21 protein-coding genes and 2 pseudogenes are annotated in these 24,214 nt (G+C 48.1%); 2 read left to right on the forward strand and 21 right to left on the reverse strand.

Annotation, left to right across the window (positions count from 1 at the left end; all coding sequences use genetic code 11):
* Positions 1-3 precede the first annotated feature (3 nt).
* Positions 4-951: an NAD(P)-dependent oxidoreductase gene (locus JNUCC31_RS00855; RefSeq protein WP_192267678.1), complete on the forward strand. Its 948-nt coding sequence runs from the start codon at positions 4-6 to the stop codon at positions 949-951.
* Positions 952-1,299: 348 nt separating this feature from the next.
* On the opposite strand, the gene JNUCC31_RS00860 is transcribed toward JNUCC31_RS00855, so the two are convergent.
* From JNUCC31_RS00860 to JNUCC31_RS00945, 18 genes and pseudogenes are all read right to left on the reverse strand, one after another.
* Positions 1,300-2,256, reverse strand: a complete 957-nt coding sequence (locus JNUCC31_RS00860) for an alpha/beta hydrolase (protein WP_192267680.1) — start codon at positions 2,254-2,256, stop codon at positions 1,300-1,302.
* 57 nt (positions 2,257-2,313) lie between these two features.
* Positions 2,314-3,366, reverse strand: coding sequence for an LLM class flavin-dependent oxidoreductase (locus tag JNUCC31_RS00865; protein ID WP_192267682.1), 1,053 nt, complete (start codon positions 3,364-3,366; stop codon positions 2,314-2,316).
* Positions 3,367-3,394: 28 nt separating this feature from the next.
* Complete coding sequence (locus tag JNUCC31_RS00870; RefSeq protein ID WP_192267684.1) at positions 3,395-4,273, reverse strand: NAD(P)-dependent oxidoreductase; 879 nt, start codon at positions 4,271-4,273, stop codon at positions 3,395-3,397.
* 152 nt (positions 4,274-4,425) lie between these two features.
* The gene (locus JNUCC31_RS00875) at positions 4,426-5,010 is read right to left on the reverse strand and encodes a TetR/AcrR family transcriptional regulator (RefSeq protein ID WP_228469412.1); all 585 of its coding nucleotides are present in this window, start codon (positions 5,008-5,010) and stop codon (positions 4,426-4,428) included.
* 167 nt (positions 5,011-5,177) lie between these two features.
* A pseudogene (locus JNUCC31_RS00880) lies at positions 5,178-5,770 on the reverse strand (DJ-1/PfpI family protein); the annotation flags it as partial.
* 186 nt (positions 5,771-5,956) lie between these two features.
* On the reverse strand, positions 5,957-7,537 hold the full coding sequence (ggt, locus tag JNUCC31_RS00885) for a gamma-glutamyltransferase (RefSeq protein WP_192272622.1): 1,581 nt from the start codon (positions 7,535-7,537) through the stop codon (positions 5,957-5,959).
* Between the two features lie 58 nt (positions 7,538-7,595).
* Positions 7,596-8,924, reverse strand: a complete 1,329-nt coding sequence (locus tag JNUCC31_RS00890) for an amidohydrolase family protein (RefSeq protein ID WP_192267686.1) — start codon at positions 8,922-8,924, stop codon at positions 7,596-7,598.
* Entirely contained in the window at positions 8,921-9,361 is a 441-nt protein-coding gene (locus tag JNUCC31_RS00895; RefSeq protein ID WP_192267689.1) for a cupin domain-containing protein, read from the reverse strand. The genes JNUCC31_RS00890 and JNUCC31_RS00895 overlap by 4 nt, the downstream gene beginning before the upstream one ends.
* Positions 9,362-9,407: 46 nt before the next feature.
* On the reverse strand, positions 9,408-11,090 hold the full coding sequence (locus JNUCC31_RS00900) for a CocE/NonD family hydrolase (RefSeq protein ID WP_192267691.1): 1,683 nt from the start codon (positions 11,088-11,090) through the stop codon (positions 9,408-9,410).
* A gap of 96 nt (positions 11,091-11,186) precedes the next feature.
* Positions 11,187-12,521, reverse strand: coding sequence for an FAD-binding oxidoreductase (locus tag JNUCC31_RS00905; RefSeq protein WP_192267693.1), 1,335 nt, complete (start codon positions 12,519-12,521; stop codon positions 11,187-11,189).
* A gap of 47 nt (positions 12,522-12,568) precedes the next feature.
* Entirely contained in the window at positions 12,569-13,585 is a 1,017-nt protein-coding gene (locus JNUCC31_RS00910; RefSeq protein WP_192267695.1) for an ABC transporter substrate-binding protein, read from the reverse strand.
* Positions 13,586-13,620: 35 nt separating this feature from the next.
* Positions 13,621-14,487 carry a fumarylacetoacetate hydrolase family protein gene (locus JNUCC31_RS00915; RefSeq protein WP_192267697.1) on the reverse strand — a complete coding sequence of 289 codons (867 nt, stop codon included), beginning with the start codon at positions 14,485-14,487 and terminating at the stop codon, positions 13,621-13,623.
* Complete coding sequence (locus JNUCC31_RS00920; RefSeq protein ID WP_192267699.1) at positions 14,484-15,326, reverse strand: creatininase family protein; 843 nt, start codon at positions 15,324-15,326, stop codon at positions 14,484-14,486. The genes JNUCC31_RS00915 and JNUCC31_RS00920 overlap by 4 nt, the downstream gene beginning before the upstream one ends.
* A 72-nt stretch (positions 15,327-15,398) precedes the next feature.
* The gene (locus JNUCC31_RS00925) at positions 15,399-16,586 is read right to left on the reverse strand and encodes an amidase (protein ID WP_192267701.1); all 1,188 of its coding nucleotides are present in this window, start codon (positions 16,584-16,586) and stop codon (positions 15,399-15,401) included.
* A 21-nt stretch (positions 16,587-16,607) separates the two neighbouring features.
* Positions 16,608-17,420 (reverse strand): cysteine hydrolase family protein, encoded by an 813-nt coding sequence (locus JNUCC31_RS00930; RefSeq protein WP_192267703.1) that lies wholly within the window; start codon positions 17,418-17,420, stop codon positions 16,608-16,610.
* 62 nt (positions 17,421-17,482) lie between these two features.
* Positions 17,483-18,511, reverse strand: coding sequence for an ABC transporter substrate-binding protein (locus tag JNUCC31_RS00935; RefSeq protein ID WP_192267705.1), 1,029 nt, complete (start codon positions 18,509-18,511; stop codon positions 17,483-17,485).
* Between the two features lie 26 nt (positions 18,512-18,537).
* A complete protein-coding gene (locus tag JNUCC31_RS00940) occupies positions 18,538-19,416 on the reverse strand; it encodes an ABC transporter permease (RefSeq protein WP_192267707.1) in 879 nt (292 codons plus the stop codon).
* 30 nt (positions 19,417-19,446) lie between these two features.
* A complete protein-coding gene (locus tag JNUCC31_RS00945) occupies positions 19,447-20,244 on the reverse strand; it encodes an ABC transporter ATP-binding protein (protein WP_175398624.1) in 798 nt (265 codons plus the stop codon).
* A gap of 273 nt (positions 20,245-20,517) precedes the next feature.
* On the opposite strand from JNUCC31_RS00945, the gene JNUCC31_RS00950 reads away from it, so the two are divergent.
* The gene (locus JNUCC31_RS00950; RefSeq protein WP_192267709.1) at positions 20,518-22,122 is read left to right on the forward strand and encodes a PucR family transcriptional regulator; all 1,605 of its coding nucleotides are present in this window, start codon (positions 20,518-20,520) and stop codon (positions 22,120-22,122) included.
* A 166-nt stretch (positions 22,123-22,288) separates the two neighbouring features.
* Here JNUCC31_RS00950 and JNUCC31_RS34010 read toward each other — a convergent pair whose 3' ends face one another.
* The 3 genes and pseudogenes from JNUCC31_RS34010 to JNUCC31_RS00965 all read right to left on the reverse strand — a co-directional run bounded on the left by JNUCC31_RS34010 (position 22,289) and on the right by JNUCC31_RS00965 (position 24,078).
* Positions 22,289-22,384, reverse strand: coding sequence for an Imm53 family immunity protein (locus JNUCC31_RS34010; protein WP_192267711.1), 96 nt, complete (start codon positions 22,382-22,384; stop codon positions 22,289-22,291).
* Positions 22,381-23,024: pseudogene (locus JNUCC31_RS00960) on the reverse strand (ATP-binding cassette domain-containing protein). Before JNUCC31_RS00960 ends, JNUCC31_RS34010 begins: the two are co-directional and overlap by 4 nt.
* Positions 23,025-23,028: 4 nt before the next feature.
* The gene (locus tag JNUCC31_RS00965; RefSeq protein WP_228469414.1) at positions 23,029-24,078 is read right to left on the reverse strand and encodes an NAD(P)-dependent alcohol dehydrogenase; all 1,050 of its coding nucleotides are present in this window, start codon (positions 24,076-24,078) and stop codon (positions 23,029-23,031) included.
* Between the last annotated feature and the right edge of the window lie 136 nt (positions 24,079-24,214).

Here is a 24,214-nt window from a genome sequence, read left to right on the forward strand (position 1 = left end):
GCAATGAAGATTCTCATCGTTGGTCATTTTAACGAGACCTCAAAATCAAATATTGCAGAGTATTTTCCGCAAGACTGGAATGTTGTAATCGTCCCGCCCGGACAAGAAATGCTGCATCATATTGAGGATTGCCAGGTAATCATCCCTGAACATATTAAAGTGGATCACAGCCTGCTTTCTATCGCCAAAAAATTAAAATTGGTACAGACGGGAGCAGGATTTGATAATGTCGATGTCCCTGCCTGTACACAGCTCGGCATTTGGGTGGCCAATGCTGCAGGAGTGAATGCACAGGCTGTGGCCGAGCACGTCATGGCATTGATATTGTCTTATTATAAAAACATACCGTTTCTTGATACTTTCATGAAAAACAAGATGGATGAAAATCAATTGGACTATACAGGGAGTGAATTAGAGGGCAAAACGATTGGGATTATCGGTTTGGGCGCTATCGGAAAAAAAGTAGCTGCGTTTTGCAGGGTTTTTGATATGAATGTGCTGGCTTATTCGAGAAATGCCATTGCACAATCGGACGGTTTTGTGAAAATGACGGATTTCGATACTCTTATAAGCACATCTGACATAGTCAGTGTACACGTACCCTTGAATCAGCAAACCAAACAGCTGATCAACAAAGCGGCATTCAAGAAAATGAAGAATACCACTCTTTTTATCAATACATCCCGCGGCGGGATTGTCAACGAAAGAGACTTGATTGATGCATTAAAAAACGGGGATATTTCAGGTGCATGCCTGGATGTGTTTGAATCTGAACCGCTTCCTATGGATAGTGAGCTCAGGAATCTGAGTAATGTGATACTTACTCCCCATACAGCAGGAATGCCTGATGGTCGGAAATTTCATAAAAAAAGATATGATTTCTTTATCAAGAATATAAAACGTGTAGAAAATGGTGAAGAGCCTGAAAGCAAGCTCAATCAGTTATTATAGTTATGGTGCAATAAAAATGAGCTATCGGACGCAGCTTCGTGTATCTGGGTGCTTTTCCGAGTTCTGCCCCAACGGATGAAATCATGGGATCTAATCGTCGTGGAAGAAGTTCTGCCAAGGCTCCTTTTTTTGATATTTAGTACTTCTAACATCAGATTGTTTTTTTCTAAGTAATTAAGTGTTTCATGATGGGATTCCAAGGGTAAAAATCAACTTTGAATCAGATAGCCAAAAAAGAAACCCGTTAATTTTCATCAATTGAAATCAACGGGTTTTAAAAACTCAATTTTCTTTACATATATATAAGATTAGTTTTAATTTTGCCGTAATGAAAATCAATTATATCTTCTAAATATCTAGAATCCTGTTGGGATGAAGCGCTCGTGCCATCGCAACCATATAACCCTGTACAGCACGCTGACTCACTTCTGTTTCAGGTGCAAAAATTTCGAAAAGGTGGAAGCAACCCGGATACAGATGAAATTCGACATCCACACCTGCTTGCGCAAGTCGGGCCACATACTCCATCGTCTCGTCTCGGAATAGATCGAGCTGACCTACACAAGTATAGGCAGGCGGCAATCCTGCCAAGCTCTCTGCTCTCGAAGGTACTGCGTAAGAAGAACTTCCACTGGCATTGTTCTCCTCACCAAGGTACATATTCCAAGCAGCCACGTTGTCCGTTCGGTTCCAGATTGAACCCTCTTCTGTAATCTCATGACTAGATGGCGTGATGTTGCGATTATCTAACATCGGGTACAATGGCATTTGGAAGATAATAGACGGACCTCCTTTATCACGTGCCATCAGCGCGAGTGCTGCTGTCAGTCCTCCACCACCGCTAGCACCGGCAATTGCAACTCGATTCACATCAATACCAAGCATTTCTGCTTCCTCCGTCATCCATACCAATCCAGCATAACAATCTTCAATCCCCGCAGGATAAGGATGCTCTGGAGCGAGCCTATAATCGACTGATACGACAATACATTCTGCTGTCTGAACAAAACGTTCGCACAATTTGTCGTCCATATCGGGATGTCCTAACACGTACCCACCCCCATGAATCCATAACATGGCTGGTAGTAAATCATTCGTTCGTTCGGCCGGCTCATAAATTTTGACCAGCATCTCACCTTTATCTCTCGGAATTTTCCGGCTAGTTGTGTTTACATGCTCTGATTTTTTCACTGATGCAGCCGATACTAAGCTTCTGCTCCACTCTAAATTTTTCTCCAATTCAAACCCTGGAAATTGTGAATATACCTCTCTTAACTCTGGTAATATACGTGTCTCAATACTCATGATAATTCCTCCAAATATAATAATGAATTCGATCATTTATGTTTTTTCAGTTAATTCTTATTTCATTTCAGCTTCCCACTTGGAAATTTCCTCTCGTACTCGCGGTGCAACCTCTTTACCGAGCAATTCTATAGCCCGCATTACCAACTCATGTGGCATCGTGCTTAAGGGAACATACATCATGAAACGTGTAATTCCTACATGCTTGCGAAGATGGATAATTTTTTGAGCGACTGTTTCCGGATCCCCTACATACAACGCACCATCAGAGCGGCGGGCAGCATCATAGCTTGAACGATCATAATATGCCCACCCCCGCTCTTTGCCGAGTTTATTCATGCCGTACTGAGTGGACGGGAAAAAGAGTTCTGCGGCCTTTTCCGTATCTTCTGCAACAAATCCGATAGAATGTGAACCTACCCGAAGCTGCGATACATCATGCCCGGCATGAGTTGCCGCCTTTTTATACAGTTCTACAAGCGGTGCAAATTTCGTTGGATCTCCACCGATAATTGCCAGAACTAGTGGCAGACCTAGAATTCCAGCACGTATGGCAGACTCCTGAGTACCTCCGCTACCGATCCATACAGGTATAGAATTCTGAACAGGACGCGGGTATACCCCCAGATTATGTATCGCTGGTCGATGGCCTCCACTCCAAGTTACTTTCTCGGATTCCCGTAATTTCAGAAGCAGTTCAATGTTTTCATTAAATAAATCCTCGTAGTCATGCAGGTTATAGCCAAACAGCGGAAAGGATTCAATGAAGGAACCCCGACCCGCTATAATCTCGGCACGTCCATTGGAGAGACCGTCAAGCGTGGCAAAATCCTGAAACACACGGACAGGATCTGCTGAAGATAGGACCGTCACAGCACTTGTCAATCGAATTCGTTTTGTTAGGGGCGCCGCAGCGGACAACACCATTGCTGGTGAAGATGCTGCATAATCATCACGATGATGCTCACCTATGCCAAACACATCAAGTCCTACCTGATCTGCAAGGACGATTTCTTCAACGACTTCTCGCAATCGCTGAGCGTGACTCATGACAACTCCGGTCTCTGTATCAGGCTTTGTTTCTACGAATGAAGTAACACCTATTTCCATAATTAATCTCTCCTTATATTTTCTTTCCTTAAGAGGAATGCTCAAGACAACGGATTAAAGCCGTCCAATCCAACTCACCATAACCATGGGCAATTCCTTCAGACAGGTGTTGATGGATAAGCTGACCTAAAGGTAGAGGAGCTTGAACCGACTTTGCTGCCTCGATAGCCAATGCAACATCTTTTAACCCGAGCTTCATTTTAAAACCGGCTGGTTCAAAGCGCTGTTCGGCCATGATCGCTCCATAGTTCTGATATACCGGAGATTGAAAAAGAGCATTCACGACATCCATATACCGGGACGACTTAATGCCGTGCTTTTCTACCATGAGCTGCGCTTCCGACAAAGCTTCCAGCATTGAAGCAATTAGAAAGTTAACTCCTATTTTGACAATGTTACCTTCTTCGCCATGATCCCCAATCTCAAATATCTCTTGACCTAGTGTTGTTAACATGGGAAGTACTCGTTGTCTTGCATGTTCCGGACCAGCTAAAATAATACGCAATGTAGCTGCTTTAGCGGCATCCGGGCGCCCCATCACGGTGGCAGACACAAAGTGTTGGTTTCTCTCCGCGTGCAAAGCGGATAATTTCCGAGCCAGATCTACGCTGATCGTACTGGCAGATACGTGAATTCCATTTTCAGATAATCCGTTCAGAACACCATTTGGTCCCTCAACAATCTCCTTCAAAGCAGCATCATCAGATAACATGGTAATTACAAGATTGCTTTCTTTCGCTGCCTCTAGTGGTGTTTGGACATATCGTGCTCCCTGTTCTATTAATGGTTCAACTTTTTCAGGGGTCCTATTGAAGAGGATTAATTCATAACCCGCGTTCAACAGGTTTTGTGCCATTGGAAGCCCCATATTTCCAAGCCCAATAAACGATACCTTCATTGGTTGCATCTCCTTATTTATGCTGGATTGTTTTAATAGCGGAATGATTGTTCCGGAATGATTAAAAAAATTTTGGCCTTACAGCTACTCTTCAAATGTGCATCTTCAAAATATGAGGAACATAATAACGGAACAATCATTCCAATATTGCCAAAAAAAAATTATATCCCTGCAATTACAAAGCTAATCATCTCTTTTGCACGTTCTGGATTCTGACCTGTTTTGGCCATAATATTTATGCTTTGATGTAAATTCAGCAATAAATAAGACAATGCTTTGATATCTGTAGTTTTATCTATCTCTCCCCATTGTTGGCCCTTCTCCAAAAGCTCACAAAATGCTTGTTCCAAATCCGAAAAACTAGTCTTTATCAAGACATTTATCTGTTCATCTGGCGACTCCAATGTTGTAGCTGTATTCGTTACAAAACATCCGCCCGGCAAGCTGGTATCGTATGCTGAAGCAATATGATACTCAAAAAATTGTAGAATTCCATCCTTAACGCTTGATGCATGTTCAAGAATAGTCTGCTTATTGAAACTCCCCTTTTTATAGTGCTCCAGGGCATCTCTATACAAAGTTTGCTTGTCGGAAAACGTATCGTAAAGACTGGATCGGCTAATGCCCATCACTTCTAGTAAATCCGGTATGCTAGCCGCTTCATAGCCTTTTTCCCAAAACAACAGCATCGCTTGATGAAGCGCTTGTTCTTTGTCAAATTCTTTTGTCCTGGCGATAAGTAACACCTCCCGTGAAAGAAATATAACATATCTGAACTGATCAGTCCAGAAAAAAGTGAGCAGATCTTACGTGCCACTCTTGGGACACACCAACTCTGCACTAAATTAGTTCCACCGCATAAAAAAATGATAGTAGTGAGTTTTCTAACTTACTCCATATGTATTATTTACATTCATCCATTCTTAACGATAAAACATATTACACAAACTAGAAAGATGAACGGTTCTTCAGCCCTTAACATCCCTCTTATTTGTTCTACCAATAAAGCAGGGGCTTTCTTTGGTCAACCCGTGTCAAACGGAAGCTGAGGATCGTATTCCAAAATCAGCTGGACTCCTTTACTCATATCTTCCAATTCCCATGCTATTAATTGAAGTGCCATATCGATACCAGAGGAGACACAGGCTGCTGTAACGATTTTGCCCTCACGAACCACTCTTTCATCTGCTGGAATTGTTCCAAGAGATTGAAGCAGGTCAAAGGACCCCCAATGACTGGTGGCTACGGTTCCATTTAACAAGCCTGCGGCGCTCAAAATCAGAGAGCCGTTACAAACCGACGTGGTCCATTTCGTTGTTTCATGCATTTGGCGAATCCAATTTAACGTTTCTTCGTCATTCATTGGAGTTTTATAATTTGGCGGGCTGCAACCTGGAACAACGAGAATACAGCTGAAGTAACTTCAGAAAAACTGTAATCTGCATGCAAATAACCCATATTTGAGTCCAGTTTGATTAACCCTTTTTTCTTAGCGACAAACTTTACTTCGACATACTATAAGATCATTTATCATCAACAAACGCCGTTGCAACAATATGCTACACGGCGTTTTTTATATATAATCATCAGGATTGAGAGTTTGTTACCTTATGCATCCATAACATCTAATAAAAAGCGATATGATGTTTCCGTTTAAATACGTGACTGTTAAGGCTACGTCCCGGTTCTGATTTACCATCCGATAGCCGCACCGTCACAGCGGGGGTCTGTGCCCCCGAGAAGGAAGCCATTGTCATCGATCATAATGGCATGCGCATGTCCCATGGCTCTAGCAAAATCTTCAACTGTGCGTACCTTGTGTCCGGCGAGCTGTAAACGCTGCTGCACTTCTCCCGCGATCCGTCCCTCCACTCTCAATTCTTGCGTCGCCTCTCCCCATGTTCTTCCCCACACCCAGCGGGGTTCACACACAGCGGTCTGGGGAGTCATACCATAATCCACCATGCGGGTCAGCAGCGCGGTCTGTGTCTGGGGCTGACCTTCTCCTCCCTGGGTACCGTACAAAATATACGGCTTCCCATCGCGGCAAGCCATCGCCGGCATCAGCGTATGAAAGGTTCTTTTGCCCGGTTCCAGCCTGTTCACATGCGACGAATCTAGCGAGAAGAACGAGCCTCGGTTCTGCAGCAATATACCGGTGTCTCCCCCAACCACAGCCGAGCCGAACTCAAAATAGAGACTTTGGATAAATGAAACGGCATTACCCTCGCTGTCTACTACCGCCGCATATGCCGTATCATGGCCTACCGGCTGGGTATTCATCGGCAGAGCTCGCTCCATATCGATGCAGGCCGCCAGCTTCGCGGCATAGGATTTGGATAGCAGTCGGTCCAGAGGAATGGAAGAAAATTGTGGGTCTGTCAAATAACGATCGCGGTCACGGAAGCTCAGCTTCAGCGCCTCCACGAGCAAGTGATAGTACTCATAGGAACCATGCTCGATACTCTCCAAATCAAACTGCTCTAGAATTTGAAGTGCCATTATACCGGTAAAGCCCTGTGAATTCGGTGGGACCTGATAAAGATCAAGCCCTCGGTAACTCCCTTTGACCGGTTCCACCCATTCACCTCTGTGTCTCGCAAAGTCCTCCAGTGTCAGCAGACCGCCCTGTTCCTTAAGTGAGCGAACAATCTCTTGACCCACACTGCCTGAATAAAATACGTCTCGACCCTGGTCCGCAACCTGGATCAGGCTCCTTCCCAAAGCAGACTGCACAAAGCGGCTGCCTAGCTCCGGGACCTTGCCTCCAGGCAGATAGATGGCGGCAGTCTGTGGATAAGCTGCCAGCACATCGAAACGCTCGCTCGTATTGACATGCTGGTCGGGCGACAGCGGGAAGCCTTCCAGTGCATAACGGATCGCGGGCTCAAGTACTTCTGCCAGCGTCATGGAGCCATATTCCTGTAATATGGCATCCCAGCCGTCCACCATCCCCGGCACGGTAATGACGCTTCGGGGTCCCCGCTGCGGAATGGCTGATTCGCCGGCAAAGCAGCTCGCGGTAATCCGGCTTCCCGAACGTCCACTCGCATTATATGCCCTTACTTTTCCCTCTTCGGTGCTATAGGTTAACCAGAAGGAATCGCCTCCCATTCCCGTCATATGGGGGTATACGACGGCAAGACAGGCGCTCACCGCCACGGCAGCATCAAAGGCGTTACCTCCCTGCTGCAAAATACGCGATCCTGCTGCGCTGGCCAAAGAATGTGGACTGACTACCATCGTCTGTGTGCCTGTGACTTGTGGAACCATCTTGCCACCTTCTTTCTCTCTTATGTTCAACTGACGGTAACTCCTGTTTGTTGTCTAATCATGTTACCCATTCAGACGCGAATGTCTGAGCTGTATGCAGAGCAGACTGCCATCTGCCGGAGGCATACACCCAGCGACTCATTTTTGTACCTGATAGCAGCTGCGTGACATCCGAAGCATCCGTAACAACAAAGTTGCAGGCGAGGCCTTCTTCTATTCCATACTCTTCGCAGCCCGTGATTTCAGCAGGTATATCCGTGATCATCCGCAGCAGCTGTACTAAATCCCGTTCACTGCCCATATGGGCAGCATAAGATGTGATTTGGGCGATCTGTATCAGATCCCCGCGGCCGAACGGATGGAACGGGTCTTGAATATTGTCGGAGGCCGCAGCAAGCGGAATGCCTTCGGCAAGCAGCTCGCGAATGCGTGTTGTGCCCCGTCTTACCAGGCCGCGATCTTCCCGTCCCTGAAGATACAGGTTCACCGCAGGCAGCGTTACCGCGTTCAGACCGGCTTCCTTCATCTTCGCCATCACATGCTGTGCTTCTTTTTCTGTCATTGCGGACAACGAGCACAGATGATCTGCCGTCACTCTGCCCTGATAACCGTAGCGAATCGTATGCTCTGCGATGCTGAGCACGGTTTTTTTTCCGGGATGATCACTTTCATCTGCATGCAGATCAATGGGTACGCCGAAACGTTCCGCTAACCGAAAAATCCTGCTAATCTCCCGTTCAGGGTCGTCTGCCAGATGAGGGGCTCCACCCAGTACATCAATTCCCATCCGCAGTGCTTCCTCGATTGCCTCATCCGCAGCTTCACGATTGCCGCGGAACGGAACCATGAGCGCATATTGGATAGCCATACTGCCCTTCAGCTTCTCCCGTACTTCCAAGGCTGCCTCGATCGTCCGAAAGGCCACCTCTCTCCCCAAATGAACAGGGAAGTCAAGGTGGCTCCTTATGGTCGTGGTCCCGTAGCTCTGTGCCATTCTGGCGGCAGTCAGCATGCGTTCCGCTAGCTGCTCCTTGCTGAATGTCTGTACAGCCTGGCTGTAATTAAGAATGGCTTCATGAAGTGTGCCGGATCGGTTCGACACCTGCGAGAGCGAAAAGGCCTTATCCAGATGCATATGACAGTCAACCAGGCCAGGAAGCATCATGCCGCCCTGCAGATCGATGCAATCCGCGTCTGCCAACCGTTTCAGATCTGATCCGGCCTGATGCGGGACCATCAGACGGGAAGCACCGCTTTCCCGTGCATCAAGGAAACGATCTTGCCGACGGATACTAACCCATTTTCCAACCTCCGCCTTTAGTTCATAAAGACAGAGGTCTTCCCGGTGCGGAAGGCGTACATTAATGAAATGCAGCCCTGCACTCATTGTGCGGTAGCCAGCGCCTGAAGCACGGCCAGATCCTCCTCGTCAAGCTCGGTGGCCGGACCCGCTTTGATCATATCCGAGAACATTTCGTCCGGTACCATGGTCGTCAGACAATACAGACGTGTGCTGCCCGTGTTAATAATATCGTGATGGTTGCCCGGTGGAATGATAATGAATGAGCCTTGGCGGATCGGAGTCTCATACTCGCTGCCAACTTTGGCTAGCCCTTCCCCTTTTAACACATAAAAATATTCATAAGCCTCCCGGTGTTCATTGGATGGAGTTCTGCCTCCAACCTCGAAAATCTCCACAAATGAAGTGAAAGGAACCTGCTCCCTGTCGCACAGCAGGATGAACTTATTCGTATCCTGTGCGGAAATTTTGTGGACGGGACAATTCTCAAAGTTACCAGCAACCAGACCTGGAATGTTCACCATATACATTCAACCTCACTTTGATTGATTTTAGTTTATGCTTCGCTTTTCATCTTTTTACCGGCAGCCTCAAACAGGATATGTCCTGTTCTGTACTGCGAACAGCCGTGGTGGCAATCTTCAACCCACCTGTTCCCGTGCTGTTCTTCTCGTCCCTAACACCGTTCGGATGCCGGGCGAATAACGGGAAGGCGCTGCCTGTCAACTCAAGCCGGACATACGAGCCAGCCGGAAGGGTAGCCGCCAAGGGACGCAGCCGGATCTGTGCTGTTCTCCATTCATTGGAAGCATCTGCTCCTTCACTGCAGATTTCCGTGCGACCCACACTGAGTAGCAGGGCCGTCCCTTGCTCGGATACGGTGGTGAGGATGGCTACCAGATCCGTCGGACCGCCCAATGTTTGGTACTGCACGGATAACTCCGGGGACCCAAAAATCGGGATATCCTCTGCAAGCGGTCCTCCCGTATATACCAGAATCTCTTGCCGTTCCTGAATGACAGCTCGGTCGGACGGCAGGTAAGAGTCCAGACGCATCGGCAGACGTGAGTCGTAAACGAATACATCCGGCACAGCCTCCTCCACATCTTCCTTATGCTTTTCCAGTCTCCCCCCTCCTGCCGCACCGTTCGCCGGGGTCTGTGACCCAGACAGATAAAACCATTCGGACGGAGAGGCCCCATCCTCAAATAGAGAAGGCAGCTGTTCCGCTGTATGCCATTCATGACTCAATTGGTCAAAATATCGGATCGGCAGTTCACCAGACAGTTCCATGTCTTCCTTGCCCTTCAGCCAATAATCAAACCAGCGCAGCTGCTCCAGATGATGACCACCATCTGCCTGCTCGCCATGATCGATTCCGCCCGCTCTGCGTCCCCATGGAATGTGGGCCCACGGGCCGACAACGAGCCGATGAAAGCAATCCGGCGTGGCCGTAGCTTGCAGAGCTTCGAACGATTGTAACGTACCCATGAGGAAACCGTCATACCATCCCCCAATATGAAGCGCCGGCACGGGTTCCTTTACGATATCGTTGATCCAGTTCATCTGCTCCCAGTACTCATCGTACGCTTGATGATCGATCCAATCATAAAATGCGGGAAAGTATTGCTCCAGAATCGGATGTCTTTCATTCAATGGCATTTTCCAAAGCATCTCATCGGGGCTGCGCATGAGTCGTGAGCATTGCTCTGCCGTTACGAAGTCACCCGCTCTTTGTGCCGTGTCACGAGCCAGCTGGAAAGCCCACGGCAGATGGTTGCCAAGTGCGAACGAGCCATGCGGATAAAATAAGCCATGATACATGTCTGCCGGACACATGCTCGGTGCAATCGCCTGGAGCGCAGGGGGGTGAAGGGAAGCTGCTGCCCATTGTGTTAGACCTTGATAAGAGAAACCGTACATGCCTACTTTGCCGGTCGAGCCGGACAGACCGGCTGCCCACTTGATGGTATCAAATCCGTCCTCTGCTTCTTGAACAAACGGATTAAATTCACCTTCCGACTCACCCCGCCCCCTGACGTCCTGGATTACAACGATATATCCCTTACTTGCATACCAGACGGGGTGGGCATGCGTAACGGTAGAAGCAATCGACCGTCCGTAGGGCTGGCGCATCAGCAGCACAGGATATTCTCCTGTCTCGTCCGGCAGGTATATATCTGAATACAACGTTATGCCGTCGCGCATCGTGCAAGGGACCTTTCGCCGGATGACCACATTTCCAAATTTCATGCAACTCGCTCCTTTGCTGTAGATACGGATTGACTATTAAAATCCGCATGGCACGTTAACTGCTGCAGGTTGCGCCATTCTTCCATCATCCGTTGATCAGACGCCACTGACAGCCGAACGCTTTAATTTCTCCTGATTCAAAATCCCCTTCGGGTCGTTGCGGTGTTTGATTTCCCATAAACGATCATGCGCGTAGGATCGCCCGCCCTCCTTCAAATCCCAAGTGTGCGGATTATTGACTATGACCCGGTTTTCCTCGTAACGTTCCATTAGCTGATTCAGGTTTTCCTCCGTTGTGAAGGGAACCAGTGGCAGGCCGGAGATCAGCAAATTTCCGTTTTGCCGGGCAAACTCGATATGATTCATCACTTCTGGATATTCCCTTTTCATTGATGAGATTTGCTCAAGGGCACTGGATGCTTCAAAATTTAGCTGCAGGTAGGTCAAGCCAGGGTCTGCCTTGCGCGCCCACAATGTCGTATGATTCCATGTGAAATCGGAGACCCCTACACCCTTATGGTACTGTTCGGCAGAAACCTTCATAGCCAAGTGACCTTCATATTCCGATAGGATACGTTCAAGCTGGGATTCGTTAGCTGTATCCACTTCCAGTAATGCGACAGCATGATCAGCGGGGAGATCAAGCGGAAGAAAATAGGACGGAACCGGCCATTCATGGATGGAAATTAGCCGTTTCACCAAGGAAGCGTCCTCAGCTACCGCCTGCCCGAAGCGAAAAGCCTGTTCAAAACGGTCAAAGGTCACTGCCCATTGCATCCATTCCACTCGGGGAGCCAGATTGATTTCCACTTCGGACAAAATGCCGATTGTACCGTAAGTATGAAGGTAAGGCAGCACTTCGTCTCCCTGGAGTTCAATGGTACGGGGATGAACCTCAACGGTCTTGATTTTTAGCGAACGTACCAACCCATCCCAGATCGTCCCCCAGCTGATCGAACCGATGCCGCCAAAACCGCCGCATAAAAACCCGCCGATCGTCGCGGATTGAAAGGTGGAAGGCATCGTACGCAGCTCATAACCTGCCTTGCGGGCAGTGGATTCCATTTTGCCGAGTCTAGCCCCGGCCTGGATCCGCATCGTGCCTTCTCCCATTTCGAGCACCTTGTTGTATTTGGCCAGATTCAGGACGATTCCGCCTGTGACCGGAACGCATTGACCATAGTTGCCGGTGCCGTTCCCCCTGATGGTTAGCGGAACTCCCAGCTCTGCTGCAATGGAGAGCAGATTGTCAAGCTCTTCCTCGGTGCGCGGACTGGCGATGCACTCGGCGACCTTACCCTGCAGCTGACTGGCCAGCACAGGAGAGAAGTGATGATAATCCATCGAATATTTGGCAAGCGCCGCCTCCTCCCACTGCAGTAATTCCGGCTCCATGCGTTCTTTCAATACGGCTATCCAATGTTCATTCATTCGGTTCCCCTCCCGTATTTGTAATACTGATCTCCCAAAGGAATCTCTTAGGAATTCGGCAAGAATTCATCCGTAAATACTTTGCTGACATCAGGCTCCTCTTTTAATGCCCCAATCTCCTTAAGCTGCTTTCCGAGCTCTGTCCAGCGTTCCTCTGTCATGTAGCCAACGCCATGTGTCGCCGCATCACCTTCATATACAAACGGGATAAGCGCTTCTGCGGCATAGTTCAGCTTTTCTTTCGTAAAATCAGGGTTTTCCTTTAGAATGACGTCATTCACGGTATCATAATTGGTCTTGTAATACTCCCAGCCCTTCATCGAAGCCTCGACATAACCGCGCACAATATCAGGATGATCCTGAATATACTGCTCCGTGGTGAACAGCACATTGGAATACGGGTTATAACCGGCATCTGCCAGTAGCAGGAAATTAATATCCACATTCTGCTGTTTCATCTCGTAAGGTTCACTGGTTACATATCCCTGAATGGCAACCGTTTCATCAGCTACAAAAGGAGCCAAAGAACCGGTATAAGCCAATTCCTTCACGTTACCCAATTGATATTTACTCTTCACAAAATCCCAAAACACCGAGCCTGTCCCCACGTATACGGAGCGGTTGTTCAAATCGGCCAGGGAGGACATGTTCTGATTGGCATGAACCATAAGTCCCTGCGGGCTTTTCTGGAATATCGTTGCAATCGCTACAAGAGGGATTCCTTCTTCACGAGCGACCAGCAATTGATCCGCTGTAGCCAGTCCGAACTGCGCCTTGCCTGAAGCCACGATCTGTGTTGGAGACACCTGCGGCCCACCTGCCTGGATGGTCATATCGAGACCAGCCTCATTGTAATATCCTTGTTCCTTTGCCGCATACAGACCCCCGTGCTCTGCTTGTGCAAACCAGTTCGTCACCTGTGTAATTGCCGTGAGTTCCTCGCTTCCCCCCGTAGCAGAGGCATTCTGAGCAGTTGGCTGTTTCCCGCAAGCTGCCAGCAATGTGGATAAGGAAAATATTGCTGCGAGTAAAACGACAGTTCCCTTTTGTCTGTACTTGTTCATCTCATTACCACTCCCCAAGGAAAATTACGGATGATTTATACGACTTCCCCTACCGGATTTCGAAGCGTCATAAAGCCACTGATTCTACACTCGGCGACATCTCCTTGCTGAATCTGGACGGACCCGGGTGTGCCTGTCATGATCACATCTCCCGGATAGAGAGTCATCATCTGTGAAAAATACGAGACAATGAACCATGGATGATACATCATGTGAGACACCGTATTGCTATGAATAACCTCATCATTCAACACCGTTTCAACGACGAGGCTCTGCAGATCACTTATTTCATCAGGTGTTATTAGTTGTGGTCCAAGACTGAAAAATGTATCGAATACCTTGGATCGCTGCAGGAATCTGGGGTTCCGTGCGTGAATGTCCTGGTTAGTCATATCCAGCGTTGCGGCAAAACCTGCAATGACCTCCTGCACACGTTCTTCCGGCACATTTTTGCAGGTTCGGCCGATGATAATGCCAAGCTCTGCTTCTGATGTCACATTCACATCCTGAGCTGTCAGCTGGATATACTCTTCCGGCCCGATCAGGCTTGAGTCCGGCTTCATGAAGCAGACTGGCTCACGCTCTGGAGGAGTAGATGCGAGATCGATCGCTTTTTGCACATAATTCATGCCAATTCCCCATATTTTACGAGGGTGGCGGAAGAGAGGAGCGGATATGGCTCCTGCTGAAGGTATGAAAGGTATTGATGAAACTGCCCTATCCCCGTGCTTCTGATACCACTGGATTAGCTCCTCTAGCTTGCCTTGCTGCAAAATCTCCATAACGGAGGTGCCCCATGAGCTTCCTTCCGCCCTGTTGATCTCCTCTAGAAGAAAGAATCGTTCCGCATGTTCAATCGCGGCCTGTTCACCATCGCCGTGTTTCAGACTGACGAGCTTCACGGGGTGCTTCCTGCTGGCTGTTGAACCGGTTCAGTCCCGCGGACATCGGTGATTTCAAAATCACACAGTTCCTCCAGCGCATCTGACAAAATCGTTGAGATTCTATCCTGAATAATGCTGCCTTTCTCAGGCGTGGCCGTCGTAGCATCACCAGCAATGCCGGTAGCGGAAATATCAGCCATCTTCCAGGCGAAGCGGATTTTCCCTTCTAATGTAAGAAAGCGGTAAGAGGACATATCAGGAAGCTCTTTGACGAGAAACTCCTCCTTCACCCAGTCCGGTTTGATGGACATCACGAGAGATGTCTCATAATCGCCACCATGAATACCGTATTCCAGTTCCTCGGAAGACAGGAGATCCTCTGCCACATTCAGACTGCTGGGACTGAGATAGAAAACCATCATCCCCGTTCTGATCCGTATTTCTCGGGATACCGTATTCAGCAAATCCACGTTGCCGCCATGGGTATTAAACAACAGTAACTTGCGAAAACCACTGGCCTTCAGACTTTCTGCAATGTCCAGCATGATGGCATGCAGTGTGCTCGCAGATAAGGAAATGGTGCCCGGGAGTCCGATATGTTCATTGCTTTTGCCATACGAGACCGGAGGCAGTAGCCAGATCTCCTTATCCGCCCGCACCCGCTCCAGCGTTTGTGATAATGTCGCTTCCCCAATCAAAGTGTCCGTATATACGGGCAGATGGGGGCCATGCTGCTCCACAGCTCCGACTGGGAGAATAATCAGAGCCTTATCCTTCGGCATTTCTTGGACCTGTTTGCTTGTCAGACGGGGCAAAAATCGTTCCTCCCAGGCTGTTCCTTCATATCGTTGAAACATAACTGACACCCTTTCTCCAGCGGCTTTAATGTTTTTTCGCGTAGCTTAATGTACATATATCGAATGATGCTCTTATCCTTTTACTTCTGAATTTACTGCTGAAAAAAAGGATGTGGCCCATTCCAGCAGACGCTGATCCTGTCCCGGACCGGCAATGATCGAAATACCCACCGGGTGGCCCAGTACCTCCGCAGCGGGAATCGTAAGCTGCGGCAGACCCGACAAGCCGGAAATGCAGGTTAAACGCATCGTTTTCACTCTTCGTTCTTCAATTAAAGGCCCGCCCAAGCCTAGCTTCGGGGCCGCTCCAGTCGTCGTCGGAATCACAAGCACCGTATCCGTTCTGAGCAGGTCAGTCATGTGCTTGCACACCTCGACTCGGCGTTTGGCTGCCTTCTCCTGATCGGCACGTTCAACAGTGCTTGCCCAGGAGAATCGCCCGGCCGTATCTGGCCCGAAGGTCGGCTGCTCACGTTCAATCCACGCCCCGTGCTCCTGCCATATTTCATAGCCCTGGATCGTCCTGAACATGGTCATCCATTCAGGTAGACCCTGCGGGGCGATGTGTACCGTTTCATGGCTCGCAGCCATGCCGCACAGCAGCTTCAGGTAAGGGGCAAGCGCCTCTTTGCTCTCCGTGTCAGCAAGCTCCCACGCATCCTCACCGATGAGCACCCGGCTAAAGCCTGTACCCGAGTCTGTCTGCGGCAAAAGCACTTCTCCTACCCGGCACAGCGTCTCGAGATCACGTGCCATCCAGCCGACGGTGTCGAAGCTGGGAGCGAGTGGGATAACACCTTTCTCGGAGACAATGCCATGTGATGGACGCATTCCATAAATTCCACAGTACGAAGATGGCACACGCACCGATCCTCCCGTATCCGTTCCAAGGGAGAAGTCAGCAAGCCCAGCGGCGACAGCAACCGCCGATCCGCTCGATGAACCGCCAGGGATACGATCGGGTGCCCTTGGATTCACTGGTGTTCCATAATGAACATTTTCACCATTCAAGCTGAACATCAGCTCATCCGTATGCGTCATCCCCGTTAGCCTTGCTCCTTGCTGCAATAGCAGGTTGAGCGTTTCCGCGTGTTCCGCCTCGGGCCCATGCGTCTGGAGCCAACATGGATTACCTGCGCCATTTATAATGTCACGGACGGCAAACACATCCTTGACCATAAAGCTGAGTCCGTTCAGCCTACCCTGTCCTGTCGGTTCAACGATCACCTGGTTGACCATGGCGTTCCATTGGTCCTTCATTGCTTCATCCCATCCTTCCGCTCAGCCTTCTAACGATGCCAGCTCTTCCGAGGTGTTTCTCTCTACAGGAGTCGCTCCCCCGCTCAGCTCTTGTACCAACCAGGTGGAATCTGTAACGAAGCCATAACATTGCTTGATATTGTACAATGTCGCTTCTATGCAGAAATCCGGGGAGCTTGTTGCCGAGCAATCCTCCAGAAGTATGCCGTCATATCCGAGACAAGCCGCGTCCTGCAGTGTATGCATGACACACTGATCGAGATTTACCCCGGCAAACAACACTGTTTGAATATTAAGATTGCGTAGAATACTGTCCAGTGGTGTATCCCAAAACCCGCTCATGCGGTATTTATCCACATAGATATCATCGGGAGATGAATCCAGGCCATCGACAATTGCCGTTCCCCAACTGCCTTTCTCCAGCACCTTGGAGCCGTTCCCTGGCAGCGGGTCCCCGATGCCGTTGCCCCGTCCATCCAAATTGTACACATGGAGCACGGATGGCGGCACGTTCATTCGGTCTTCCCGGTTGCCCCAGTTCACCCAAATCACAGGCACTCCCGCTTTACGCAGCTCGGGCATCAGTCGGTTCAGCCGGCTGACCGGGTTCAGCAGCGGCGAGGTATCGACCCCAATGGAATCCAGCCATCCCCCCGGTGTACAGAAATCATTCTGCATATCGATGACAATAACCGCTGTATGCTCGAGATCAAATATGACTTCCTGCGGCTGTGCAGGGAGGGTTACTGACTTGCCGTACTTTTGCGTTCGCCTTAGATCCACCAGCGTTTCGGACACTTGCCAATAGCTCTTTTGATTTCCAAGTTTGAACATATAAGTCCCCTCATTTTTTCTGAAATTTCTGATTTGAAGCCTTAAATACTTTTGGTTCAGGTTTATGGCTTCATCAGATACTCCGTTGTAAACGCCTGTGTAACATCTAGTGCCTTCGTTAATCCTCCACCCTTGATCATCTGATCCTGCAAGGTGCTCCAGCGTTCCTTTGTCATGTAACCAATACCGTTTGCCTCGGATTCCTTGTTAAGAATAAAGGGTTTTTCCTGCACTGCCTCATAATTCATTGCCTCTACCGTCATATCGGGATTGTAGGTTTGAATAAACGGGTTTACCTTTTCATAGTTGTCTAGATAATAACTCCAACCTTTCTGACTTGCCTGCACTACAGCTTCAACGACATCAGGGTGCTCTTTGAGGTAATCTTCAGTCGTAAAAAGAACGTCAGCATAGTTCGCATAACCGGAATCGGCGATTTTCAGATAGTCCACCTCAACCCCCTGCTGAGAAAGTGCGTAAGGCTCATTCGTGATGTAACCCTGATTGAGCGAACTGGGGTCATTGATAAAATTGACAAGCTGCCCGTTATACTTCATTTCTTTTACATCTGTCAGATTGTATTGGCTCTTGATATATTCCCAGTAAGGCACCGCTGTACCGATGTATACGGTTTTGCCGTTCAGGTCTGTGAAATCCTGAATGTTCTCCCCCTTGTGGTACATCAGAACCTGCGGTGTGCTTTGAAAACCAGCAAGGATACCGACAACAGGGATTCCCTGTTCCCGCGCCTTCAAAATTTCATCCGCATAAGAAATGCCGAATTCAGCTTTGCCTGCAGCGACTAGCTGCATGGTTGACACCTCGGGGCCTCCTGGCTGAATCGTCATGTCGATCCCTTTGTCCTTATAATAGTTCTGCTGCAATGCCGCAAAATAGCCTCCATCTTCCCCTTTGGCGTACCAGCCCTCGATCAGTTTCACCTGCTTCAAATCTGTTCCGGCTTCCCCTCCCGCCGGGGCGGCGGATTCTAGAGCGGAGGAATTGGAGCATGCGCTTAGAAGCAGTAGGATCAAAGATGCAGCCGACAGCAACCATTTCTTATAACGAAAGTTCATATGATGTTTGGACATGTTGGATCTCTCCCCCGGTTCTGGTATCATTTCATTGCTGATTCATGCCAGGACTTCAAAAGTTTGTTCGACACCATGTTGATGATTAGGAAAAATGCGATTCCTAGGGCGGATGCCGCTAAACCGCAGGCGAACAGATAAGGAGTTTGCAGGCGGGTTGCCGCAACGGTAATCCCGTAACCGAGTCCGCCTTGTCCGCCACCAATGCCTGCAATGTATTCACCAACGATCGCTCCGACAACCGAACTGGAGCATGAAATTTTCAGTCCTGCCATAATGTACGGAAGTGCCGCTGGAAATCTCAGCCTCCAAATGGTTTGCAGCTTGCTTGCATTATACAAATAGAATAAATTCTTCATGTTCTGATCCGTTGAGTTCAATCCGATGAGCGTATTTGATAAAATCGGGAAAAAGCTGATTAAGAATGAGATGATCACAATGGCATTTATTCCCGCTCCGAACCAGATTACAATGATTGGTGCTACCGCAACGACCGGAATAGTCTGTAGGATAATGGCGTACGGATATACGCTTTTTTCCACTGTTTTGGACAGAGCCAGCAGAATGGCCAATGAAATACCGAGCACGACACTGATCGTAAAACCGATCAACGCCTCAACAATGGTTGTGCTTACCGAAGCAATCAGATTTGTGCTGTTCTCAGCAGCGGCTGCGGCAATATCGGATGGCTTGGGCAAGATATATGGAGGCATTCCAAGTATCCGCACGATTAATTCCCATCCGCCGATAAACAGGACAAACACGACGATTGGCGGCAGAATTTTTTTCAGCAGTCCAATGACTGGGCTCTCTTCTGCCGGATGATGGCTGCGGATATTGTCCTTCTCGGAAGCTCGGATACCTGGTGTCGTTTCAACGGCTGGATTAGCTACCATCTCTTCCATGCTGCTTCCCTCTCCTCTCATTTCTGGCTATCAATGTTTCAGTACATTGGACACGCTGCGTACATATTCACCGAATTCAGGCTGGGTCCGGAATTCATCATCCCTCGGATAGGCAAACGGAATATCAATGAAATCCGAAATTTTACCGGGACGAGGCGTCATCACCACGACCTTTGTCGATAGGAACACACTTTCGAACACGTTATGCGTAATGAACAGAACCGACATCTTCTTGTCCTGTTCCCAAATATTTAGCAGTTCATTCTGCAGCGTCTGCCTGGTAATTTCATCAAGGGCGCCAAACGGTTCGTCCATTAACAGCAACTTGGGACGGGATATCAACGCTCTTGCAATAGATACTCTCATCTTCATTCCGCCTGACAACTCACGGGGCAGCACCTTCATATAATCCTTCAGGCCTACCAGCTCTAGAACCCGCTCCCCTTCGGTAATTCGCTCCTTTTTGGATACGCCACGCAAAGTAAGAGGCATGGTGACATTATCAATCAGCTTGGCCCACGGGAGCAGGGTATGCTCCTGAAATACAAAGGCAATTTCATTCTGTTTACGTGCTTCCTTTGGGGAAGTACCCAGCACGGTCAGATGACCGGAGGTCGGTTCCGTCAAACCGGCAATCATATTGAAAATGGTAGATTTCCCGCAACCGGAAGGACCGACAAAACATAGAAATTCTCCTTCCCCCACATGCAGATTCGCATGCTGCACAGCTACAGTGCCATTGGGGTAGATTTTGCCGACATCATCGATTACAAGCATGGAACGGCTGTCCTTTTGGGCCGCTGCCTGTTGATTTTGGGTGAGCTGCATCTGAATCCCCTCTTCTCTTTGAAGTTGTGTCCTATCATATAGCCAAAAAACATGTGTGTAAATATTCCTAACACAATTTTGGTTTTTCATCTAACGGTATACGCTTTACGTTGGTTCAAAAACAGAACATTTGATGTTTTAAGTTAACTTATATAACATACATATAACAAAAGGGATTGCAGAAATTCGACAAGACCCTATATAATTGCTTAAAAAGTTACGTGGTGTCCGGTACCTGATTCAGATATGTATCGTTTAGGAGGATGGATTGACATGCAATTAACTATAGAAGATGCGTTGGCGGTGTACCCGTTATCGGAAGGGAAGTTGGCAGCCGGTAAAAAAGGAATTTCTCGAACGATTAGCTCCATCAATTTGATGGATGCGCCGGATGTGATCAACTGGATGAAAGAAGGGGAGCTCTTATTGACTACAGCTTATGCGATTAGGGATTCACCCGAGGAATTTGTTAATTTGCTGCAAAAGCTGAATGAACGGGGGGCCTCCGGGCTTGGCATCAAGCTTGGTCGATACTGGGCGGAAATACCAGAGATAGCCCTGCTGGAAGCCGATCGGCTGGGCTTGCCCCTAATTGAGCTGCCTTTTCAATTCACCTTCTCCGAGCAGATCACCGCTCTCTACCAATCCGAGTTCCAACGCGATACCCGCCGGCTGAATGAATTGCTTGAAACGCAGAAGAAGCTGGTTGATTTTGCGATGCAGGCGGATGAGTACACCAATTACTTTCAAAGTATCACAAGCATATTAGGGGTTCCTTTAGCCATCGTTACCTCTGAAGGACAGGCCTTGTATAACATGACACGCTGTTCCGAAATGGAACTGTTGAGCGATTGGCCCTGGAATCAGGACAATCGGTTTTACAAGTCGGCGAGCAACCTGTTGTATCGGGTCCCCCTGCTGAAAAACGGAAAGTCATACGGTTACTTGCTGATACAAACTGAAAATCTGCTGGAAGCACATGAAATGGAGGGCATTTTTCACCAAGCTGCCGTTATTCTTTCCTATCATCTGGAGGTCATCCAGAATCAGGAGGCTACTGCGGCAGGCAGTCGTCTTGGCACGGCCATGGAACGTTACTTAAAGGGGAACGCCTCTCTGAAAACGGTGCTCGAATTTGCCGAAGCATTGGGAAGCACATTTTGGAGCACGCCCTACGTATGCATGGTATCTTCCACAAGAGCGGATGCTTGGGACCATGAAAGTCAGAGGCGCAAACTGAGGGAGATTCAGAATAAACTTCAGGACCATCCCAAAACGTCCTCCTTGGAATCCCATCATTTTTATGTGATGAACCGCATATATTCACTCTTACCACTTCTAGAAGAAGAAGCCAAGGAGCGAAGCCAGTATGAGAATTCGGCGCGTTTGTATGCGGATTTGATGCATGGATGGGACCACGGAGCAGGAGCATGGACATGTTATATCAGTAAAGTGAGAACGGGTATGGAGGAGTTCATCGACGGCTTCCGAGAGTGTGGGGAGGCTGAGAGAATCAGCACGGAGCTCGGTTTAAGCGAACCGGTTGTCATGTTTGCTGACCTGGAATTTATTTATCTCTTCAAGCATATTCCACAGGAGGTCATGGTCAGGTATTGCTCTTATTTGTTCCGTCCACTGCTGGACAAAGAAGAGGAATACACCAGTGAGATGATGCACACACTTGAAGCCTATTTCGCCAACAACGGCCAAGTGAATGAAACTGCACGTGAGCTATTTATCCATCGCAACACGGTGCTGTACAGGCTGGAGAAAATTTCGGGGCTGCTGAATCTGGATTTGAAGAATACCGATCATCTGCTGCTCTTAAAGCTGGGACTTATGTTTAGGCATTTGATATCGCCCGAGAGACAAATTTAAAAAAAGAGACGGGGGTATCCCGCGGAAGCCTCGATTCCTGGTCGCTGGTCAGCGCCACCCGTGAATAGTTGCAGATCGACATAACAAACAAGGCGAATGTTATAACCAAAACACCAAGTCGAACGATCTAGTTTAGACAACTATTACAAGTTAGACCCCATTTCTTTCAAGATAAATACATGGTAGGTGACGACGAATGCTCCCAATCACCATTACAGTTTTCAAGATACCAGTTCAGAAGCCAATTCAATGTTTTCATCATAGCAACTTAATTAGCTTTTCTAGCTCATCAACCAATACCTTTGCAAATTCAAAATTAGTATCTTTTAAAGCCAATTCTATTTTCATTTCAACTGATTTTTTCTTTTGTTCCGTTTCTAAATAGTCTTTGTTAAAATGACTCGCATAAATCATCTCTCTAAATTCTTGCATACTCATTTTACTAATTGTCTTATCGTCAATGATTAAAACATAATCCATGCCATTTACAACAGAATAGAAATCATGAGAATCGCACCTTTATAGTCCTCAATGGCTTTCTCGAGTGCAATTTGTGTATAGATGTCTAAATGGCTTGTCGGTTCATCAAGAAGCAGTACGTTTGCTTTACTGGCAGACACTTTAGCCAATTGAAGCATGTTTTTTTCTCCACCCGATAAAGATTCTATCTTTGAGTAAGGATTTCTCCACGTGGCGATCTCTCTAAGATTGTCGATGATGTGATCGTATCTCTCAATTTCTTCAGCTTCAGCAACTGCGATTTCCTGCAGCTCGATCTTAGTCTGAAGCAGCGAGAAGTTGTAATCAATATATCGCCCATCAAACTCTTGGATCTCCGTGTTTTCAAGGTGTAACTGAGCGGCGGCGTTCCGGCCTTCAAAGGACTTGTTCTCGTCCCTCACATATCTACATTTTCATTTTTATGGACACGACGGCTTTCCCCTTCAATCGACCTTCTCCAATATCACGAAACGCCTGAGCTGCTTCACTAAATGGGTACTGCCGATCAATAACCGGCAAAACTTGGCCTAATTCGATAAGCTCCTTCCAGACCTTCTGATCCCCATCGTTCGGTTTATGGACGAGCAGCATTATTTTCTTTTTTTCACGCCAGGAAATGAATGGAGCCCACAAAAGATTTTGGAGAATGCGTGACATAGGGCCTCCAATCATTACATACCTACCACCATTCCGTAGTGCGCGCTTCAAAGCTAAAACAGAACGGTTTCCAACGACATCAAGGATCAAGTCATATTGTTGTCCTCTTGCTGTGAAGTCTTCTTTCGTATAATCCAACACATGATCAGCCCCTAATGTCTGCAGCATATCTAGCTTCTCGCTACTGTCTACTCCAGTCACTTCTGCTCCATGCAATTTCGCATATTGGATGGCAAACGTCCCAACTCCGCCACCAGCGCCATTAATAAGAACGGTTTGCCCACTTTTGAGGCCTCCCGTATCACGTATACCTTGTAAAGCTAGCACGGCTGCCTGTGGGATAGCGGCCGCCTGTACAAAGCTGATTGCAGCAGGTTTTGGCGTCAAAACAGTCTCTTTAGCACATACATACTCCGCGAATCCACCCCATCCACAACCGGAAAGATCTCCGAACACCTCATCTCCAGATTTAAATCGTTTGACAGATGACCCAACCGCGATCACCCGCCCCGCTACGTCTGCTCCAAGAATCCTGTAACGAGGCTGACGGATTGCACCGATGCGGTTTACGAATGGTTTCCCCCGAAGGAGGTCCCAATCCCAGGAATTTACCGAAGTCGCATGAACCTCTATCAAAACTTCATTGTCCTTGGGCACAGGGATTGTGACTTGTTCAAATCGGAGAACTTCAGATGTTCCGTACGTATCATACACCATCGCATTCATTGAGTTGGTGTCCAGTTTGCTGGATGATCCCATATCAAACATATTCTCTCTCATGATCATTCTCCATTCCATAAACGAATGTGTACCGATACTGCAACCCGTGTAAGCATAAATTTAAAAGGATCATTCTCATCGTTTTTCTTCATCCAGACGACCCATAGCTTCTGACAACTAGCCCAGGTTGTTTCAGAACGATCTGAAATCGCCT

This window comes from Paenibacillus sp. JNUCC-31 (assembly GCF_014844075.1).
In the GTDB taxonomy this organism is placed as follows: Bacteria; Bacillota; Bacilli; order Paenibacillales; family Paenibacillaceae; genus Paenibacillus.

Excerpts from the sequence above, each read along its gene's own strand:
- JNUCC31_RS00855 (WP_192267678.1), top strand. The coding sequence starts at position 4 with ATGAAGATTCTCATCGTTGGTCATTTTAACGAGACCTCAAAATCAAAT.
- JNUCC31_RS00860 (WP_192267680.1), bottom strand. The coding sequence starts at position 2,256 with ATGAGTATTGAGACACGTATATTACCAGAGTTAAGAGAGGTATATTCA.
- JNUCC31_RS00865 (WP_192267682.1), bottom strand. The coding sequence starts at position 3,366 with ATGGAAATAGGTGTTACTTCATTCGTAGAAACAAAGCCTGATACAGAG.
- JNUCC31_RS00870 (WP_192267684.1), bottom strand. The coding sequence starts at position 4,273 with ATGCAACCAATGAAGGTATCGTTTATTGGGCTTGGAAATATGGGGCTT.
- ggt (WP_192272622.1), bottom strand. The coding sequence starts at position 7,537 with ATGGTTCCACAAGTCACAGGCACACAGACGATGGTAGTCAGTCCACAT.
- JNUCC31_RS00890 (WP_192267686.1), bottom strand. The coding sequence starts at position 8,924 with ATGAGTGCAGGGCTGCATTTCATTAATGTACGCCTTCCGCACCGGGAA.
- JNUCC31_RS00895 (WP_192267689.1), bottom strand. The coding sequence starts at position 9,361 with ATGGTGAACATTCCAGGTCTGGTTGCTGGTAACTTTGAGAATTGTCCC.
- JNUCC31_RS00900 (WP_192267691.1), bottom strand. The coding sequence starts at position 11,090 with ATGAAATTTGGAAATGTGGTCATCCGGCGAAAGGTCCCTTGCACGATG.
- JNUCC31_RS00905 (WP_192267693.1), bottom strand. The coding sequence starts at position 12,521 with ATGAATGAACATTGGATAGCCGTATTGAAAGAACGCATGGAGCCGGAA.
- JNUCC31_RS00910 (WP_192267695.1), bottom strand. The coding sequence starts at position 13,585 with ATGAACAAGTACAGACAAAAGGGAACTGTCGTTTTACTCGCAGCAATA.
- JNUCC31_RS00920 (WP_192267699.1), bottom strand. The coding sequence starts at position 15,326 with ATGTTTCAACGATATGAAGGAACAGCCTGGGAGGAACGATTTTTGCCC.
- JNUCC31_RS00925 (WP_192267701.1), bottom strand. The coding sequence starts at position 16,586 with ATGAAGGACCAATGGAACGCCATGGTCAACCAGGTGATCGTTGAACCG.
- JNUCC31_RS00930 (WP_192267703.1), bottom strand. The coding sequence starts at position 17,420 with ATGTTCAAACTTGGAAATCAAAAGAGCTATTGGCAAGTGTCCGAAACG.
- JNUCC31_RS00935 (WP_192267705.1), bottom strand. The coding sequence starts at position 18,511 with ATGTCCAAACATCATATGAACTTTCGTTATAAGAAATGGTTGCTGTCG.
- JNUCC31_RS00940 (WP_192267707.1), bottom strand. The coding sequence starts at position 19,416 with ATGGAAGAGATGGTAGCTAATCCAGCCGTTGAAACGACACCAGGTATC.
- JNUCC31_RS00945 (WP_175398624.1), bottom strand. The coding sequence starts at position 20,244 with ATGCAGCTCACCCAAAATCAACAGGCAGCGGCCCAAAAGGACAGCCGT.
- JNUCC31_RS00950 (WP_192267709.1), top strand. The coding sequence starts at position 20,518 with ATGCAATTAACTATAGAAGATGCGTTGGCGGTGTACCCGTTATCGGAA.
- JNUCC31_RS34010 (WP_192267711.1), bottom strand. The coding sequence starts at position 22,384 with ATGATGAAAACATTGAATTGGCTTCTGAACTGGTATCTTGAAAACTGT.
- JNUCC31_RS00965 (WP_228469414.1), bottom strand. The coding sequence starts at position 24,078 with ATGGAATGGAGAATGATCATGAGAGAGAATATGTTTGATATGGGATCA.